Here is an 18,100-nt window from a genome sequence, read left to right as displayed (position 1 = left end):
CTATCCAATTGCCAACTTAACTGCCATTTCGCCAGCCACCAGGAGCCTGCTGACTCAAGATGTCGGACCAAACGCCACTGCCGGACAACTGCGAACAGGCCGCGCTTTTACTGGAGCGCGACGCCCTGCCCGGCGACCTGCTAAGCCAGCTGAAACAATCGCAGCAGGCCGAGCAGGATACAGCGATCCGTCTGCAACTGGCGACGCAGGGCGCCGGTATCGGTATCTGGGACTACGATATCACCGCCGACCGACTGATCTGGGACAACCAGATGCTCGCGCTCTATGGCCTGTCCGCCGACCAGTTCAACGGTCACTACAACGACTGGCGCTGTCGCGTCCACCCTGACGATCTGGCCAAGGCGGAACACCAGGTGCATAAGTCACTGCATGGCAGCGGCGTATTCGACAGCGAATTCCGGGTAATCTGGCCCGACGGACAGATACGCCATATCAAGGCCTTTGCCACCATTCTCAAGCAACCGGATGGCTCCGCCTACCGGATGATCGGCACCAACTGGGATATCACCAGCGAACGGCGGACACAGCAGGCATTCGAGCATCAGGCTTACCACGACACGCTGACCAACCTGCCCAACCGCCAGCTGTTCCAGAACCGGCTGCAGCAGGCGCTGGCGACCGGCTGCCAGCAACAGACCAACGGTGCCGTGCTCTGCCTGGATCTGGACCACTTCAAATACATCAACGACGTGTTCGGACACGCCACCGGCGATCGAATTCTGATTGAGGTGGCCCGGCGGATCCAGGGCGTGCTGCAGCCGGATGACACCCTGGCCCGACTGGGCGGCGACGAGTTCGGAGTGCTGCTGAAAGGCAACAGCATCCAGGGCTTTGCCAATGTCGGAGATCGGATACAGCAGCTGCTGCAAGCACCAATCAGGATCGACGGCGAACGCTTTTTTGCCCGCGCCAGTATCGGCATTGCGACCTTTCCCCATGACGGCCAGGATAGCGAAACCCTGATCAAGCACGCCGATACCGCCATGTATCAGGCCAAGGAATCCGGCCGTGCGACCTGCGCCTTCTATGACCGGGAGCAATCGGTCGCCGCCGCCGAGCGCATCCAGCTGGCGCATGAGTTGCAGGAAGCACTGCAGCATCGCCAGCTCGAGGTCCATTACCAGCCGCAGTTCGAACTTGGCGACGAGCGGACGCCGGGCCGGATTATCGGCCTGGAAGCGCTGGTACGCTGGCCGCACCCCCGATTGGGTATGGTACCGCCAGGCAAGTTCATACCGATTGCCGAGGAGATCGGCCTGATCACGGAGCTGGATCGCTATGTGCTGCAACAGGCGATCGAGCAAGCTCGCCACTGGGACCTGAAGGGACTACTGCCCGGCCGGATATCGGTCAATATATCGCTGAGTACCCCCAGCGCACTGGAGCTGCCCACCGATTGCCTGGCGCTACTGGCCGAGCATGGCCGATTAATCTCGCTGGAGATCACCGAAAGTCACCTGATGCAGAATCCGGAGGCCACCGCAGCGGCCCTCAACGCCCTGAAACAGTTCGACACACTGATCTCCATCGACGATTTCGGTACCGGCTACTCCTCACTAAGCTACCTCTCCCGATTGCCGATCGACATCCTGAAGATCGACCAGTCATTCATCCGAGACCTGGACCAGGATGGCAGCGACCGCGCCATCATCCGCGCCGTACTGGCAATGGCCCAGGAGCTGCGCCTGAAAGTGATTGCCGAAGGGATCGAGAACAGCACTCAGCACCGGTTCCTGCAGCACAACCATTGCCGTTACGGCCAAGGCTACCTGGTGGCACGGCCGATGCCCGCCCAGCAGGCCGAGCAGTTTTTGCTGAAACACTCAGCATATAACTAATTATTACCCATACAGCAACATTCCCTCTCGCACAGAGCCGGGCATCAAGCCTTGATACAGCTCAAAACCCGCCTGAACTGCCTATTCATTCCCCAAACGAACGCTCGCTTTAACAAAAATATTACTAAAAACTAGTAATACAGCTCTGGAAATCCATATGGAATCCATGCATATTAAAACCACCGTTTGAAAGCATCGTTTAAAAGCAACGTTTGCTTTAAGGAGTCGAACTCAAACGGATCGCCAGAACGGATGCTGAGGAACCCGGCAGGCGAGCTGATAGAACGGCTCGTGACAAATCAAGGCTGAAAACATAAAGGAATCTCCGATGCCAGCAGAACGTTCCAAGCTGAAGAATGACAAGGCGTACGCCGCCGTAAGTAAAACCCCGGCACAACCTAAATGGGTGGCGGACTATGAGGCTGCACAGGCCGATGCCGTCGATGACACCCTGGAAGACGAAACCGGTGAAGAAAGCGGAGAAGAAAGCAGCTCTGTGGAACTGACCGTAGAGCACGGCCAGAAGCGCAAACTGGTACTGAGCGATGAACAGGAAACTGTCACCATCGCTGACGAGAAGATCAAGGTACAGCTGCACAACGTCGGAGGCGACGATGTGATTGTGCTGCCGGCCTCCCTGGCACCCAGCGGCGACGAACTGGTTGAAGAGGGTGATATCACCGAGCTGACCCTTGACGGCGTCAGCATCCTGGAACTGTTGAGCCAGGGTGCGGCGGTGGCCGGCGCTGGCGATGGAACCACCGACGGCACTACTGACGGTACAACCGACGGCGCAACCGACGGCGCAACTGACGGCACAACCGACGGCGCTACTGACGGTACAACCGACGGCGCTACTGACGGCACAACCGACGGCGCTACTGACGGCACAACCGACGGCGCTACTGACGGCACAACCGACGGCGCTACCGACGGCACAACCGACGGCGCAACTGACGGCGCAACTGACGGCACAACCGACGGCGCAACTGACGGCACAACCGACGGCACAACCGACGGCGCAACTGACGGCGCAACTGACGGCACAACCGACGGCACAACCGACGGCGCTACTGACGGTACAACCGACGGCACAACCGACGGCGCTACTGACGGTACAACCGACGGCGCAACTGACGGCGCAACTGACGGCACAACCGACGGCGCTACTGACGGTACAACCGACGGCGCTACTGACGGTACAACCGACGGAACTACTGACGGCACTACTGACGGTACAACCGACGGCGCTACTGACGGTACAACCGACGGAACTACTGACGGCACTACTGACGGTACAACCGACGGCGAAACAACCACTGAAGAAGACAGCGGTTCTGACAACCTGCAGGACTGGGTCAACTTCTTCAGCAGCGACAGCCACAACAAGGTTGGCGTCGAGGTCGAAGCAGCGGAAGACGGCAGCTACGAGATCGACCTGATGATCAAGAACAAAGATGGCTTCGTCAAAATCCATGACCTGGCATTGGACAGCGAAACCCTGTCTGCGTTGGGCCTGGATATGACCGAACAGGATGGTGAACTGGAGATCACCCTGCATAGCTCGATGATGGATACCGTCGAGCTGAGCGATGAGGAACCGACCGACGACGGCATCCTCGAAGGCACCGACGGTGTTGACGAGAGCGGCACTGAGACCGGTCTGGAAGATACAACAGAAACGTTCGCAGGCGGTGACGAAGCAGTCGCCATCCGCCTGATCGGTTACTACGCGGAGGAGGGGCTGCTCGAGTTCAACGACGTGATCTGATAACTAGCGGACCGCTGCGGGCGCGCGCCCGCAGCGGTCCGCTATCGTCCTCCGGCGCAATAAGCAACCAGCCCAGCCGACGCGCCGGAGGGCGTCACTGCCACCTCTTACGAGCTATTGAGGCAAGCACTGCTGATTCTCGCCCGCCAGTTCCGCCTTCAACGCCGCCGGCGCCGCAAAAGACGACCCTATCAACGCCTGCCAGTAATTCTTCGGATATTGCTGCCCCGCCACGCCGTAACCGGATAGCCGTTGCAACGGGATATCGGTACAACCGTCACCGTTGAGATCATAGCCCAGCGGATTACCTGCACCATCGTCCAGCCGCCGAAACTGATAGGCCGCCGGTGCCCGCCGATTTACAAAAGCATTGCTGGCGATGAAGTGACTGAGCTCCGGTTCGCTGGCTCCTACCGTAGTCACCCCGTCGGCAAAGGAGAAGGTATTCACCATCCCCCGACCGCCATTGCCGGCGATGGTAAACACCCGTACCCCGTCACGCGCCAGCGCCTGCAGCTGCAGGATAATCTGGTAGGTGGTGTGCCAGACCGGATCACTCAAGCCCCAGTCCCGAACCAGAGCCCGGTAATGGCTGGCATGTTCCAGCCGTAGCGGCCTTTCGAATGCGCTGATCAAACTGGAGGACTCCCAACACAACAGCAATGCATCAATCGGCCGTCGCGCCTGGTTGATCCTTATCTGCCTCAGATTACTGAGAATCTCGGCCATCGGTGGTTGTCCGTCACGAATCGGAAAGCGCAGAAACAACAGTTTCGGATGGGCCGCGATCATCTGCACCAGGTCGCCGTGATAGAAGGGTTCACGCTGCTGGTCAGCATCGAGATCGACCATGCCATACAGCCAACCATGATTGATCTTATCCTCATCGGAGGCAAAGCCCTGCGGCGGCGGATAGAAGCGGTCGATCAACGCAATTCGATAGCCCACATCGGACGTGCCTGCCTTGACGGACTGCACCCCGCACACCAAGCCGGGCAATAGCAGCAGACAGAGCAGAAACGGCATCTTCACCTCCCGGTCAGACGGTCGCGCGACGAGTTGCCACCGAGCGCGGCATTCCCGACAGGACACATCGACCGACTCCGGATCCCGCTCGGGCACGAAACAGCCTGTATTGAAGGGTAGACCAAAGCGTGGGAGAACTGTCTGCCATAGGCCCCACCTAGCGGTCGAGCGGCGATGATCTGGTACACTGGCGGTCCTAAAAACGCGCAACCAACAAGGAGTTCAGATGGCGACCTACGCGATCGGCGATATCCAGGGCTGTTACGACGAACTGCTGCAGCTGCTGGAGCAGTTCGGTTTCGGCGACGACGACCGGCTCTGGGTGGCCGGCGACCTGGTCAACCGTGGCCCCAAGTCGCTGGAGACGCTGCGCTTTCTGAAATCGCTTGGCAAACGCGCCAAGGTGGTACTGGGCAACCACGACCTGCACCTGCTGGCGGTCCATTACGGCACCACCACCGCCAAGCGCCATGACACCCTGAACGCGATCCTGCAGGCCCCGGACCGCGATGAACTGATGGATTGGCTGCGCAGCCGCAAACTGCTGGTCTATGACAAGGCGCTGAACTACTGCATGGTGCACGCCGGCATTCCGCCACATTGGACCCTTAAGCAGGCCCGCAAGCGCGCCAAGGAGGTGGAGTGGGTACTGCGCAGCAAATTGGCCTGCGAATACTTCAAGAACATGTACGGCAACCAGCCGGACTGCTGGCAGCCCGGCCTGGAGGGCTGGGACCGATTGCGAGTAATCACCAACTACCTGACCCGGATGCGCTTCTGCGACGCCGACGGCAGGCTCGATTTCAGCGCCAAGGAGGGACTGGAATCCCAGCCGGAAGGTTTCCTGCCCTGGTTCCGCCAGCCCCGCGAGGCCCGTGATCTGCAGATCATCTTCGGCCACTGGGCGGCGCTGGAGGGACGTGCCGATGCCGAACATGTCTACGCGCTGGATACCGGCTGCGTCTGGGGCAACGCCCTGACCGCCATGCGACTGGAGGACAAGGCGATGTTCAGCCTGCCGTGCCAGGGCAGCCGCCAGCCGGACGGCCCGCACGGTCCTCAGCAGCCGGCGGTTTTGATACCGAATTGAGGCCCGATTGCGACTTGCGCCCCGCTAATCCACAGCCGGCGGCGGTGTTTGCCTCGCGGTACAACGCTTACAATGGAAGCCACTAAAGACATCCCTTGAGGTAGACAGATGGACCAATACAGCTGTATCTCGGTCAACCAGGCGCTGGAACTGATCGAACAGGGCGTCGCCGTGGCCGATATCCGCGACCCGCAGAATTTCCAGCAGGGCCATATGCCCGGCGCGGTCAACCTGAGTAACGACAACCTGCACCAGTTCCTGACCGATGCCGATATGGACCGGCCGCTGATCGTCTGCTGCTACCACGGCATCAGCAGTCAGCCGGCCGCCGCCTATCTGGTGGAGCAGGGCTTCGAAACCGTCTACAGCATGGACGGCGGTTTTGAGCTCTGGCAGGCGACCTACCCTGACAAGTGCGCCCGGGACTGAGCCCAGGCGCCAAGGAACAAGGATTAAACAGGCTCATGCAGATCTATCTGGTCGGCGGCGCGGTGCGCGATCAACTGCTCGACTATCCGGTCTACGACCGCGACTGGGTGGTAGTCGGCGCCACCCCACAGCAGATGCTGGCTCAGGGCTTCAAGCCGGTCGGCAGCGAATTCCCGGTGTTCATCCACCCGGACAGCGGCGAGGAGTACGCGCTGGCCCGTACCGAGCGCAAGTCCGGTAAGGGCTACACCGGCTTCCAGTACCACGCCAGCCCGGAGGTGACGCTGGAGGAGGACTTGCTGCGCCGCGACCTGACCATCAACGCCATGGCCCAGGCCGAAGATGGTCAGCTGATCGACCCCTACCAGGGCCGCCAGGACCTGGAAAACCGGCTGCTGCGCCATGTCTCGCCCGCCTTCAGCGAAGATCCGCTACGGGTGCTGCGGGTGGCCCGCTTCGCCGCCCGCTACGCCCACCTCGGCTTCAAGGTGGCCGACGAAACCCTGGCACTGATGTGCGAGCTGGCCGCCACCGACGAGCTGCACCACCTGACCGCCGAACGGGTCTGGAAAGAGCTGGAACGGGCGCTGGCCGAACCCTCGCCACTGGTGTTCTTTGACCTGTTGCAACGCTGCGACGCCCTGGCGGTGCTGCTGCCGGAGCTACTGCCGCTCTATACGCTGCCACGCGAACAGCTGGAACAGAGCGTCGCCAAAAGCTGCCAACTCAGCAAGCAGGCGGATGTGCGCTTCGCGGTATTGCTCAGCCTGGCCACCGAAGCCCTCGAAACCGAGCAAGCCAGCGCGCTGATCGAACCGCTCTGCGAACGGCTGCGCAGCCCCAAGGCGTTTCGCGAACTGGCGCTGCTGTGCCGCCGCTGGCACCCGTCGCTGGCCGGCTTCAAACAGCTTGACGACAGCGAGCGACTGGCACTGATCCAGGGCTTGGACCTGCTGCGCCGGCCGCAACGGCTACCGCCGCTGTTACTGGCCTGCCAGGCACTGCATCCGGACCACCCGCTGCCGGCCTGCCAGAGCCTGCCGGCACTGCTCGAGCGGCTCAGCCAGCTCAACCCCAAGCAGCTGATGGCGGAGGGCTTCAAAGGCAAGGCATTGGGCCAGGAACTGCAGGCCCGTCAATTGCAGCTGTGCAGTGCGCTGGACGACTGAGCACGGGTGACCAAGCGATGAGCCAGACAAACAGCCTCCAAACCGCGCCGGTGGCGCTGATCACCGGCGGCGCCCGCCGGATCGGCGCCGAGATCGCCCGCCAGTTGCATCGGCAGGGCTACCGGGTCCTGATCCATTACCGCCACTCCGAACAGGACGCCCAGGCGCTAGCGACCGAACTCAACCAGGCGCAGCCGGACAGTGCCCGGTTACTGCAGGCCAACCTGACCGAGATGGCGGCGATCGAACCGCTGGCCCGGCAGGCACTGACCGCCTTCGGCCGGCTCGACCTGCTGGTCAACAACGCCTCCAGCTTCTTCCCCACCCCGCTGGCAGACAGCAGCCAGGCGCAGTGGGACGAGCTGATCAACGCCAATCTGCGCGCACCCTACTTCCTGACGGCCGCCTTGAGCGACGCGCTGAGCGAGGCCGGCGGCTGCGTGATCAACCTGATCGATATCCACGCCCAGCGCGCCCTGCCCGGCTACCCGATCTACTCGATCGCCAAGGCCGGCCTGCAGATGATGACGCTGAGCCTGGCCAAGGAGCTGGCGCCGGCGGTGCGGGTCAACGGCGTGGCGCCCGGCCCGATCCTCTGGCCGGAAGCCGAGGCGGCGCTGGACCTGTCACAAAAAGAGAAGGTTGTGGATAAAACGTTGCTGGGCCGGACCGGCACCGCCGGTGAGATCGCCGAGGCGGTGGGCTACCTGGCCGGCGCCCGCTTCGTCACCGGCCAGATCCTGGCGGTGGACGGCGGCAAGTCGCTGTACAGCTGAATCTTTACATCTTTATTTTTTAGATCGCTATAGAGCTTCAGGCCCTACGCCGAGCACATTACTCGGCGCAATAGGCCAGGTAGAACTAAGACGAATAAGAAAACTGGCACCCCTGCCAGCTGAAATCCACCGGCCACAGCTTCTGACTGGCCTGATCGTAGGCCTGCCATAGCTCACTGTAGGACTGGCCGTTCAGCGGGTGGGCGGCCTGCGGTGCCAGTTCGGCCAACGGCCGCAACACGAAGGCGTTCTTGAGGATCTCGCCGCGCGGCAGCTTGACGCCATCGCAGTCGCCGGTCAGCTGGTCGTAGGTGAGAATATCGATATCGAGGGTACGGCCGCTGAACTTGGGCCCTTGCCGGCAGCGGTCGTTGGCGTCTTCGATCGCTTTCAGCGCCGCCGACAACTGCCCCACCGGCAGCTCGGTTTCGAAGCCCGCCACCAGGTTGTAGAAGTTGTCGCCGGTAAATCCAACCGCCTCGCTCTCGTAGACCGAGGACAGCTGCAGCGCGCCGAACCGCTCGGCCAGCGCATCGAGGCAGCTGAGGATATAGCGCTCGCGATCGGTGTTGCTGCCGATGCTGACGTACACCCACGCCATCAGAAGCGCTCTCCCCGCTCGATGATCACCCCGACATCCTTGGCCTGGCGTACCGCGCCCGGCTTGCCGAGCCGCAGCCGCAACCAGCGCACATTGAACTCGTTAAGGACGATCTCGGCGATCTCCTCGGCCATGGTTTCGACCAGCAGAAACTCGCTCTGACTGATGAAGCTGATCAGCCGTTTGGAAACCGATTTGTAGTTGAGAGTGTTTTCGATATCCTCGGTGGCCGCCGCCGCACTGATATCGGTCCCCATCTCCAGGTCCAGGCTGACGGTCTGGCGAACCTCGCGCTCCCAGTCATAGATACCGATGACCGTTTCCACCTCAAGTTCGCGTATGTAGACTATATCCATTGACCTGACCTGTCGGGGTTGCTGATGCTGCAAATGGAGCTGCTCGGAGCATTACTGTTACTGCTGGCTTATCTGGCCGGCTCGCTGCCGAGCGCCATTTTGGTGTGCAACTCTATGGGCATCGCCGACCCCCGTCAACAGGGCTCCGGCAACCCCGGCACCAGCAACGTGTTACGGATCGGCAACCGCCGCGCCGCCGGCTTCACCCTGCTGGGCGACATGACCAAGGGGGCATTGGCGGTGTTGCTGGCGCGCTGGCTGGAACAACCGCTGGCGGTACAAGGCCTCTGCGCGCTGGCCGCGCTGCTCGGCCATCTCTATCCGCTGTTCGCCGACTTCCGCGGTGGCAAGGGGGTCGCCACCCTGCTGGGTACCAGCCTGGCACTCTGCTGGCCGCTGGGACTGCTGCAACTGGGTTTCTGGCTGCTGCTGTTTCTACTGGGCAGAATCGCCTCGCTGGCCTCAATCGGTACCGCACTGATCACTCCACTGCTGAGTTGGCTGCTAGTACCTGAGCTGTTCGACCTGCTATCGCTGACCAGCCTGCTGCTGCTCGCCCGCCACCAGCAAAACATCCGCAAACTGATCGACGGCCGGGAGTTCAGGCTGTAAGAGTTAACAGTGGTGAGTTGACAGCTTACAGTTGTACATCCACCCAAAGTTCATGCCGACTGTCCACTGTCCACTGTCCACTGTCAACTTAGATACTTTCCAACGTATCCATCGGCCAGCGCGGCTTGGTGATGATCGAAAGGTCGTCACGCTGACCGGCCAACAACCGCTGGCAGCCGGCAAAGGCGATCATCGCGCCGTTGTCGGTGCAGAACTCCGGCCGGGCGTAGAACAGTTCGGCGCGCTGCTTGCGCACCTCCTGGCCCAGCTTTTCACGCAGTCGGCTGTTGGCGCTGACGCCGCCGGCGATCACCAACTGCTTCAGGCCGGTCTGCTGCAGCGCGCGGCGGCACTTGATCGCCAGGGTATCGACCACCGCCTCTTCGAAGGCGGCGGCGATATCGGCCTTGGTCTGCTCGTCGAGCTGGCCATCGACCCGGTGATCATTGGCGGTGTTCAGGGTGAAGGTCTTCAGGCCGGAGAAGCTGAAGTCCAGCCCCGGCCGGTCGGTCATCGGTCGCGGAAAGCGGAACCGGCTGCGATCCCCCTGCTGCGCCAATTTGGCGATCAGCGGCCCGCCCGGATAATCCAGCCCCAGCATCTTGGCCGCCTTGTCGAAGGCTTCGCCGGCGGCATCGTCCAGCGACTCGCCGAGCAGCTCGTATTGACCGATGCCATCCACCCGCACCAGCTGGGTGTGACCGCCGGACACCAGCAGTGCCACGAACGGGAACTGCGGCGGCGTTTCCTCCAGCATCGGCGCCAGCAGGTGACCCTCCATATGGTGCACACCGACCGCCGGCACATCCCAGGCAAAGGCCATCGCCCGGCCGCAGGAAGCACCGACCATCAGCGCGCCGATCAGACCCGGGCCGGCGGTGTAGGCCACGGCGTCGATATCACCGCGCGACAGGCCGGCCTTATCCAGTGTCTCCTGCACCAGTGGCAGCAGCTTGCGAACATGGTCGCGCGAGGCCAATTCCGGCACCACGCCACCGTACTCGGCATGCATCTTTACCTGGCTGTAGAGCGCATCGGCCAGCAGCCCCTGTTCGCTGTCGTAGATCGCTACGCCGGTTTCATCGCAGGAGGTTTCAATTCCAAGTACACGCATCGTTAAGGCTCTACCGCAGGCTTACCATATAAGGAGTGTTCAACAAGACCGCCGTGCATCGACCCTGAGACAGCACTGTGCGCCGGGCCTTCAGGCGGGCTGCTATTATCATCTAAGTGCCGGCAAATTTCACCGCTGTTCGACTTTACACTGTCGAAACAGCTGACTAGAATACGGCCCCTCATTCTTGGGCGTACTCCGTCCAATGGATGGGCAAACAAAACTAATTCTTTTGCTTAAGGATTCTTTACCAATGCCTAGCGTTAAAGTTAAAGACAACGAGCCGTTTGACGTAGCCCTGCGTCGTTTCAAGCGTTCCTGCGAAAAAGCCGGTGTACTGGCTGAAGTTCGTCGCCGCGAGTTCTACGAGAAGCCGACTTCCGTACGTAAGCGCAAAGCTGCCGCTGCAGTTAAGCGTCACATGAAGAAGATCAACCGCGAAAACGCTCGTCGCGTTCGTCTGTACTAATTCGACACAGACTGTTCTGTTAAAGAATTAGTACCGGTAAAGCACTTAAGCACATCTGGGACGGGATCATACGATGTCAGCACTCAAGCAGCAGATTACTGATGAGATGAAGGCAGCCATGCGCGCCAAAGACAAGGAGCGCCTGGGCACTATTCGTATGATCCTGGCCGAGCTGAAACGCATCGAAGTAGACGAGCGTATCGAGCTGGATGATGGCCGCGTGCTGGCTGTGCTGGACAAGATGTCCAAGCAGCGCCGAGACTCCATTGCACAATTTGATGAAGCGGGTCGGGTCGATTTGGCCGACGCTGAGCGACGGGAGCTGGAGGTGATTAAAACTTTCCTGCCGCAACCGCTAACCGAAGAGGAGCTGTCCGCCCTGGTCAGCGCCGCTATCGCCGAAACCGGCGCCCAGTCCATGCAGGACATGGGTAAAGTCATGGGGATCGTTAAGCCCCAGGTGCAGGGTCGTGCCGACATGGGCCTGGTCTCCAAGCTCGTAAAAGCTCAACTGACCCAGTAAAATTCCGCTGTTCCAACCTCTCTCGGGACAGCTATGGCCGGACGAATCCCGCAACACTTCATTGATGACCTGTTAGCCCGCGTCAATATCATCGACGTACTGGACGGTCGTGTCAGCAAGCTCAAGCGGACCGGCAAGAATTACTCCGGGCTCTGCCCGTTCCACAAAGAGAAGACCCCTTCATTCACCGCCAATCCGGAAAAACAGTTCTATTACTGTTTCGGTTGTGGTGCCGGCGGCAACGCGCTCGGCTTCCTGATGGAATATGACCGGCTCGACTTTCCGGACGCCATCGAAGAACTGGCCAAGATGGTCGGCATGGAAGTGCCGCGCGAAACCTCATCTCCCCAACAACAGCAACGCGATCAGCAGCTGAAAGATATCTACGCCCTGCTGGAGGACGCCAGCCAGTACTATTGCGACCAGCTGCGCCAGCATCCGGCCCGCAGTGCGGCGGTCAACTACCTGAAACAGCGCGGTATGAGCGGCCAGATTGCCAAGCAGTTCCGCATCGGCCTGGCACCGCCCGGCTGGGACAACCTGCTCAACCAGCTTGGTCCGGACGACAAACAGCGCGCGCTGCTGGAAAAGGCCGGCCTGCTGATCCGCAACGAGGAGCGCGGCAGCCTGTATGACCGCTTCCGTGAGCGGATCATGTTCCCGATCCGCGACCAGCGCGGCCGGGTGATCGCCTTTGGCGGCCGGGTACTGGGTGACGCCAAACCGAAGTACCTCAACTCGCCGGAAACCGACACCTTCCACAAGAGCCGCGAGCTGTACGGCCTGTACGAAGCGCGCCAGCACAACTCCAAGCTGGAGCGGCTGATCATCGTCGAAGGCTACATGGACGTGATCGGCCTGGCCCAGTACGGCATCACCTATGCAGTAGCAACCCTCGGCACCGCCACCACCGCCCAGCATCTGGAGCGGCTGTTCAAGATGGTGCGCGAAGTGGTGTTCTGCTTCGACGGCGACGAGGCCGGCCGCAATGCCGCCCGCCGGGCGCTGGAAACCACCCTGCCGGTGATCAGTGACGGCAAGGAGGCCCGCTTCCTGTTCCTGCCGGAGGGCGAGGACCCGGACAGCCTGGTGCGAAAGGAGGGCCCAGATGCCTTCCAACAACGGATGAACGGAGCCCTGCCGCTGTCGAGTTTCTTCTTCCAGACCCTGCAGCGGGATATCGACCTGGACCACCTGGACGGCCGCGCCCGTTTCAGCCGTGAAGCGCTGCCACTGATCGGCGCCATGCAACCGAGCATCCTGCGCCAGATGATGCTGAACCAGGTCCAGCAGCTGACCGGCCTTAGCGAACAACAGCTGGAGGAGCTGCAGCAGCACAGTCAGCCAACAACGCCGGCGCCAGCACCCGCCGCCAGCCCGCCGACCATCGACGAGCTAACGCCGGCGGCGGACTACGACTATCCGGCGCATGACCCGGGTTTCCCGGTTGACGAGATGTCGCACGACGGGCCGCCGGAGTACTACTCCGACAGCCAGCACGCGCCGGAGCAGAATCGCTGGAAGAAACGCAATGACTGGCAACGCCGCGGCAACTGGCAGCCACGCGAGCGGCAACAGCCGAAGCAGCCGCCACGCCGTGCGCCGCAACTGTGCCACAGCATGAACGCCATGCTACTGCACTACCCGGCACTGGCAACCGCAATCGACAATCCCGGCCAGTACCGCACACTGGACGAGCCGGGCATCGAGCTGTTCTGCAGCCTGTGCGAGTACCTGCAACAACACCCGCAGGCCAACCTCGGTATGCTGCTGGTCGACTGGTCGAGCGATCCGGACCGCTTCCACTGGATCCAGACCGTCAACGCCATAACCGAAAGCGGCCCGATGGAAGATCATCACACCGCCGAGCAGACCCTGCGCGACGGCCTGCGTAAGCTGGACGAATTGCGCCTGCGCCAGCGGATCAACGAGCTGCGCAACAAAAAGCCGCTGACCAGCGACGAAAAGACGGAACTGACCGCCCTACTGATGCGCAAGGCCCGGCCACACCAGCCCTAGCGGGCATCGCGGTCGGGCGCAATCTGGTCTACCTTGAAGGTATGAAACCGGTTTCCATCTCATCCCGATATAGCCTAACGGGCGCTACGCCTGTATAATGTCGTGCTCGATTCGTCAACCGTTTATCCTTTTCACATCAAGCTAGGGTCCCATGTCCGATACTTCTCAGCAGCAATCACGCCTTAAGGAACTGATCGCCCGCGGTAAGGAGCAGGGTTACCTGACCTACGCCGAAGTTAACGATCACCTGCCGGAAGACATAGCCGATCCCGATCAGGTCGAAGATATCATTCGCATGATCAACGATATGGGCATCTCCGTCAGCGAAGAAGCACCCGACGCCGAAACGCTGCTGATGACCGAAGGTGACTCCTCCGACAACGCCGACGATGAGGCTGTTGCCGCGCTGGCTGCCGTGGAATCCGACGCCGGTCGTACCACCGACCCGGTGCGCATGTACATGCGCGAAATGGGTACCGTCGAGCTGCTGACCCGCGAAGGCGAAATCAGCATCGCCAAGCGGATCGAAGAGGGTATCCGCGATGTCATGACAGCGGTCAGCTACTTCCCGGGCAGCGTTGAATGCATCCTCGACGCCTACAACCTGACGCTGCAGGAAGAGGGCCGGCTGAGCGATATCTTCAGCGGCTACATCGACCCGGACGAAGTCGAAGCGCTGCTGGCCAGCAAAGCGGCCGCCGACGAGGCCGAGGTTGACGAGGCCGATGTCGACGACGATGACAGCGACGACGATGAGAAGGAACGCGGTCCGGACCCGGAGGAAGCGGCACGCCGTTTCGGCCTGGTACAGGAACGCCACGATGTCGTCAAAGCCCTGCTGGCCAAGCACGGTCGCGAGCACCGCGATGTGGACGCCGCCCTGGCGGCCCGCGCCGAAGCGTTCTGCCCGATCAAACTGGCTCCCCGCTTCTACGACGAACTGGTTGCAAACATCCGCGACTACATCGCCCGCATCCGTGGTCAGGAACGCAGCATCATGCGCATCTGTACCCAACGTTCCGGCATGCCGCGCAAGGAATTCATCAAGTCCTTCCCGGGCAACGAAGTCAACACCGACTGGTTCCAGCAGCAGATCGACAAAGGCGCCGGCTACTCGCAGGCCATCGAGACCAACCTGGCCGACCTGCAGCGCGCCCAACGGCGCCTGATCCAGATCGAAGAGGAAACCGGCATCAGCCTGGCGGAGATCAAAGAGATCAACCGCCGGATGTCGATCGGTGAAGCACGCGCCCGCCGTGCCAAGAAAGAGATGGTCGAGGCCAACCTGCGTCTGGTTATCTCCATCGCCAAGAAATACACCAACCGCGGCCTGCAGTTCCTGGACCTGATCCAGGAGGGCAACATCGGCCTGATGAAAGCGGTCGACAAGTTCGAATACCGTCGCGGCTACAAGTTCTCCACCTACGCAACCTGGTGGATCCGTCAGGCGATCACCCGCTCGATCGCCGACCAGGCACGCACCATCCGTATCCCGGTGCACATGATCGAGACGATCAACAAGCTGAACCGTATCTCCCGCCAGATGCTGCAGGAGATGGGCCGCGAAGCGACCCCGGAAGAGCTGGCCGAACGGATGGACATGCCGGAAGACAAGATCCGCAAGGTGCTGAAGATCGCCAAAGAGCCGATCTCCATGGAAACCCCGATCGGCGACGACGAGGACTCCAGCCTGGGCGATTTCATCGAGGATACCACCCTGTCCTCACCGGTCGACTCCGCCACCGGCGAAGGCCTGTGCGAAGCCACCCGTGAAGTCCTGGCCGGCCTGACCGCCCGTGAAGCCAAGGTACTGCGCATGCGTTTCGGTATCGACATGAACACCGACCACACCCTGGAAGAGGTGGGTAAACAGTTCGACGTCACCCGTGAACGTATCCGCCAGATCGAAGCCAAGGCGTTGCGCAAACTGCGCCACCCCAGCCGCTCCGAGCACCTGCGCAGCTTCCTGGACGAATAACCCCTTTGATTTCAGTCAGTTGAAGCCATGATACCAAGCCGGTATCATGGCTCTTCCCTCCGGGCCTATAGCTCAGTTGGTTAGAGCAGAGGACTCATAATCCTTTGGTCGCAGGTTCGAGTCCTGCTGGGCCCACCACTTACAGATATTCTGCGATAACGGCACCTGCTATTCCTACAAGCGGTGCGCTTCCTCGGTCTTCCTTTGCCTTATTTAGTACTGCTCTCTGCGCTTGGACGTTTTAATACCGCCCAGGCAATGTCGTTGCTGAATCCGACAGGAAAGGGAACGCTTACCACTGAGTGCGCATGACAAAAAGCCCTGCTGGTCTGGCAGGGCCTATTCGTTTATGGCCTTTGCGGGACAGAAGAAAAACTTAGCGCTCGCCCTGCTCCACTTCCAAGTAGCGCGGCAGCAGCAGCACGCTGGCTTCCAGCTTGCTGGACACGTAATCGATGGCGGCGGCGCGGGAGAATTCAAATTTCTTCATCGCCTGCTCGATATGGGTGTTGTAGACATCCGGGCAGCTTTCTTCGGTCAGGCAGGCAACGCGGGGCATCGTGGTGACCGACGGCGCCGCCGGGCCCATCCGGCTCTGCTCGCCCGAAAAATAGGCCTGGTTGCTGTACCAATGGGCGCTGGTCACGCCAGCCAGCATAGCGGAGAAACCCAGCATCAGGTACAGCAGGTATCTCAGCGGTGAAGTAGTAGTGTTGGCAGTGGTCATGGCCTAACTCCTATTCCGGTCATCTGCGTTGCTAACGCTCCGGAAGGCATCGATCATTACCGGCAACATCCCATGAAACGGCCCGATAGCGAATTCCGCTTCGCTGGCCAGGCGATCGGTACTGCCTGCATCTTTCATTATGCTAGCAATCATAAGCCTCTCATCCCTGTAAGCTGAAAGCCGTTTGGCTAGCCTAACAAATTAATCGTTGGCGGTGGAATCACCAACGCATTTCAGCTTAGGTATGCGGCTGTCGGCCAGTCAATCATGGCGCCATGGGAGGCGACGTCGTTTTATGCCTTCGGTAGCCCTGCGAGCATGGAGAGCCGCGCTCTCTTTAGCCCAGTAGCTTTGCGTCGCCGTCTTTCGACGGGTTTGCCCTTTCGTGATCCAAAACAAGTCGTATCAGAAGGAAGACGCTTCCAATATAACCGATGCCGTTTGGCATTTACACCAGACAACGATGACTTTTTGGTGTCATGTCCGTTTGAGCATTGACGTCCGACAATAGATGGCCGGGCCGGCGAATACCGGCCCGGTGTTTGAGATTTCAGTGGTGAACCCACTGTATGGCCACCTTATTTGGCTGGTGACCAGCACCTGATTTACAGCTGTTTGCTCATCAATACCCAGCGACCACCGTGCAGGGTTCCGTCGAAACCCACCGCGCGTTGCCAGGCCTCCTCCTGGTAACCGCGGCGGCAGGCGAACTCAAATGCTTCCGGATTGCCGTCCGCCACGATCAGCGTTGAGCGGGCCACCCGCATCTGGCGGGCTACCTCTTCGGCACAGTTCAGCAACGCCGTGCCCACCCCTTGCCCGCGGAACTCCTCATCGGTCGCCAGCGCGCTTATATACCAGCTGTCGGCTGTCTCCCGCTCCAACTCGGCCAACGGCCGAACGGCAGTAGCAAACTCGTCCAGCCAGGTTTGAGGACGGCTAGCGGGCTGATGGAAGCTGGCGACCAAGCCGATAATCCGGTGGCCGTTTTCCGCCAATCGGATGCGGCGGTAACTGAAAAAGCTGTCGTCCTCTTCGATGCGTTTGGCCCCGACCTCCAGTGCCGTTTCATCCGGCTCGGTCAGGCGCCGCCAGAGATAGCTCGGTATCCCTTCTCGTGCGATATCTATCAGGTGCGCCAGGGCTTCAGCATCCGTTCTGTAAGCGGTTCGGATATGCATCTTGTATCCCTCGGTTAACACCGTGTAAATCAAGCTTAGACGGCAGTCTTTTCTTTGAACAGAACACACCGTGATTCGAGCGGATGTAAAGAATTGCGCGGTTGGTTGGCTATCCCTTGCAGGTTGTTACAGCCTGTTAACAGGCCAGCCCGGTTTAACTGGCTGTTTTATATGAATTCGAACGATAAGAAAGGCCTGACTGATAAGATTTGGTACAAACCAAGATCGTCGGTGTCTGCGTTTTAAAAATGCCAGACCAGAACCGGACACAGCCGAAAGAGCCTGCCTTCCCGGGCATATCTTACTGTTTTTATTGATAAAAAATACAAACCTGGCCGACCGCTATGAATCGGATAAAGCATGCCCGCTGCTGAAGCCCGCTTAAAGCACCTTAACACTC

General features: G+C 60.5%; 17 protein-coding genes, 1 tRNA gene and 1 riboswitch. Of the genes, 12 read left to right on the top strand and 6 right to left on the bottom strand.

The features are described 5' to 3' along the window. Nucleotides 1-59 precede the first annotated feature (59 nt). Together K6T12_RS05655 and K6T12_RS21915 are read left to right on the top strand one after the other, a co-directional pair. Entirely contained in the window at nt 60-1,859 is a 1,800-nt protein-coding gene (locus K6T12_RS05655) for a putative bifunctional diguanylate cyclase/phosphodiesterase (protein ID WP_222220335.1), read from the top strand. 328 nt (nt 1,860-2,187) lie between these two features. Then, a complete protein-coding gene (locus tag K6T12_RS21915; RefSeq protein WP_261358542.1) occupies nt 2,188-3,630 on the top strand; it encodes a hypothetical protein in 1,443 nt (480 codons plus the stop codon). 114 nt (nt 3,631-3,744) lie between these two features. On the opposite strand, the gene K6T12_RS05645 is transcribed toward K6T12_RS21915, so the two are convergent. Further along, nucleotides 3,745-4,656, bottom strand: coding sequence for a hypothetical protein (locus K6T12_RS05645; protein ID WP_255611572.1), 912 nt, complete (start codon nt 4,654-4,656; stop codon nt 3,745-3,747). 226 nt (nt 4,657-4,882) lie between these two features. Here K6T12_RS05645 and K6T12_RS05640 point away from each other — a divergent pair, with 226 nt between their 5' ends. The 4 genes from K6T12_RS05640 to K6T12_RS05625 all read left to right on the top strand — a co-directional run bounded on the left by K6T12_RS05640 (nt 4,883) and on the right by K6T12_RS05625 (nt 8,120). Beyond that, complete coding sequence (locus K6T12_RS05640) at nt 4,883-5,746, top strand: symmetrical bis(5'-nucleosyl)-tetraphosphatase (protein WP_222220333.1); 864 nt, start codon at nt 4,883-4,885, stop codon at nt 5,744-5,746. Nucleotides 5,747-5,854: 108 nt separating this feature from the next. Continuing rightward, entirely contained in the window at nt 5,855-6,175 is a 321-nt protein-coding gene (gene glpE, locus K6T12_RS05635; protein WP_222220331.1) for a thiosulfate sulfurtransferase GlpE, read from the top strand. 35 nt (nt 6,176-6,210) lie between these two features. Then, on the top strand, nt 6,211-7,344 hold the full coding sequence (locus tag K6T12_RS05630; RefSeq protein ID WP_222220329.1) for a multifunctional CCA addition/repair protein: 1,134 nt from the start codon (nt 6,211-6,213) through the stop codon (nt 7,342-7,344). A gap of 17 nt (nt 7,345-7,361) precedes the next feature. Beyond that, complete coding sequence (locus tag K6T12_RS05625; protein ID WP_222220327.1) at nt 7,362-8,120, top strand: pteridine reductase; 759 nt, start codon at nt 7,362-7,364, stop codon at nt 8,118-8,120. 85 nt (nt 8,121-8,205) lie between these two features. Here K6T12_RS05625 and folK read toward each other — a convergent pair whose 3' ends face one another. Beyond that, nucleotides 8,206-8,721, bottom strand: a complete 516-nt coding sequence (gene folK, locus K6T12_RS05620; protein ID WP_222220325.1) for a 2-amino-4-hydroxy-6-hydroxymethyldihydropteridine diphosphokinase — start codon at nt 8,719-8,721, stop codon at nt 8,206-8,208. Continuing rightward, a complete protein-coding gene (gene folB, locus K6T12_RS05615; protein ID WP_222220323.1) occupies nt 8,721-9,077 on the bottom strand; it encodes a dihydroneopterin aldolase in 357 nt (118 codons plus the stop codon). Before folB ends, folK begins: the two co-directional genes overlap by 1 nt. Nucleotides 9,078-9,101: 24 nt before the next feature. On the opposite strand from folB, the gene plsY reads away from it, so the two are divergent. Continuing rightward, nucleotides 9,102-9,689 (top strand): glycerol-3-phosphate 1-O-acyltransferase PlsY, encoded by a 588-nt coding sequence (plsY, locus tag K6T12_RS05610; protein WP_255611570.1) that lies wholly within the window; start codon nt 9,102-9,104, stop codon nt 9,687-9,689. Nucleotides 9,690-9,777: 88 nt separating this feature from the next. Here the strand turns inward: plsY and tsaD are convergent, their stop codons facing one another. Next, on the bottom strand, nt 9,778-10,803 hold the full coding sequence (gene tsaD / locus K6T12_RS05605) for a tRNA (adenosine(37)-N6)-threonylcarbamoyltransferase complex transferase subunit TsaD (protein WP_222220321.1): 1,026 nt from the start codon (nt 10,801-10,803) through the stop codon (nt 9,778-9,780). Between the two features lie 253 nt (nt 10,804-11,056). On the opposite strand from tsaD, the gene rpsU reads away from it, so the two are divergent. From rpsU to K6T12_RS05580, 5 genes are all read left to right on the top strand, one after another. Beyond that, complete coding sequence (rpsU, locus tag K6T12_RS05600; protein WP_222220319.1) at nt 11,057-11,272, top strand: 30S ribosomal protein S21; 216 nt, start codon at nt 11,057-11,059, stop codon at nt 11,270-11,272. 73 nt (nt 11,273-11,345) lie between these two features. Continuing rightward, entirely contained in the window at nt 11,346-11,795 is a 450-nt protein-coding gene (locus K6T12_RS05595; RefSeq protein ID WP_222220317.1) for a GatB/YqeY domain-containing protein, read from the top strand. A gap of 33 nt (nt 11,796-11,828) precedes the next feature. Beyond that, nucleotides 11,829-13,814, top strand: coding sequence for a DNA primase (gene dnaG, locus K6T12_RS05590; RefSeq protein ID WP_222220315.1), 1,986 nt, complete (start codon nt 11,829-11,831; stop codon nt 13,812-13,814). Between the two features lie 151 nt (nt 13,815-13,965). After that, nucleotides 13,966-15,792 (top strand): RNA polymerase sigma factor RpoD, encoded by a 1,827-nt coding sequence (gene rpoD / locus K6T12_RS05585; RefSeq protein ID WP_222220313.1) that lies wholly within the window; start codon nt 13,966-13,968, stop codon nt 15,790-15,792. A gap of 61 nt (nt 15,793-15,853) precedes the next feature. Further along, nucleotides 15,854-15,930 (top strand) — tRNA-Ile (locus K6T12_RS05580). 238 nt (nt 15,931-16,168) lie between these two features. Here K6T12_RS05580 and K6T12_RS05575 read toward each other — a convergent pair. Beyond that, a complete protein-coding gene (locus K6T12_RS05575) occupies nt 16,169-16,519 on the bottom strand; it encodes a hypothetical protein (RefSeq protein WP_222220311.1) in 351 nt (116 codons plus the stop codon). A gap of 300 nt (nt 16,520-16,819) precedes the next feature. Next, nucleotides 16,820-16,909: riboswitch (cyclic di-GMP riboswitch) on the bottom strand. Between the two features lie 215 nt (nt 16,910-17,124). Beyond that, nucleotides 17,125-17,700 (bottom strand): GNAT family N-acetyltransferase, encoded by a 576-nt coding sequence (locus K6T12_RS05570; RefSeq protein WP_222220309.1) that lies wholly within the window; start codon nt 17,698-17,700, stop codon nt 17,125-17,127. Nucleotides 17,701-18,100: the final 400 nt, after the last annotated feature.

Origin of the sequence: Marinobacterium arenosum (assembly GCF_019795155.1) — a bacterium.
Taxonomy (GTDB): Bacteria; Pseudomonadota; Gammaproteobacteria; order Pseudomonadales; family Balneatricaceae; genus Marinobacterium_C; species Marinobacterium_C arenosum.
The sequence above is the reverse complement of the archived record's forward strand: the minus strand, read 5'-3'. Positions and strand labels throughout refer to the sequence as shown.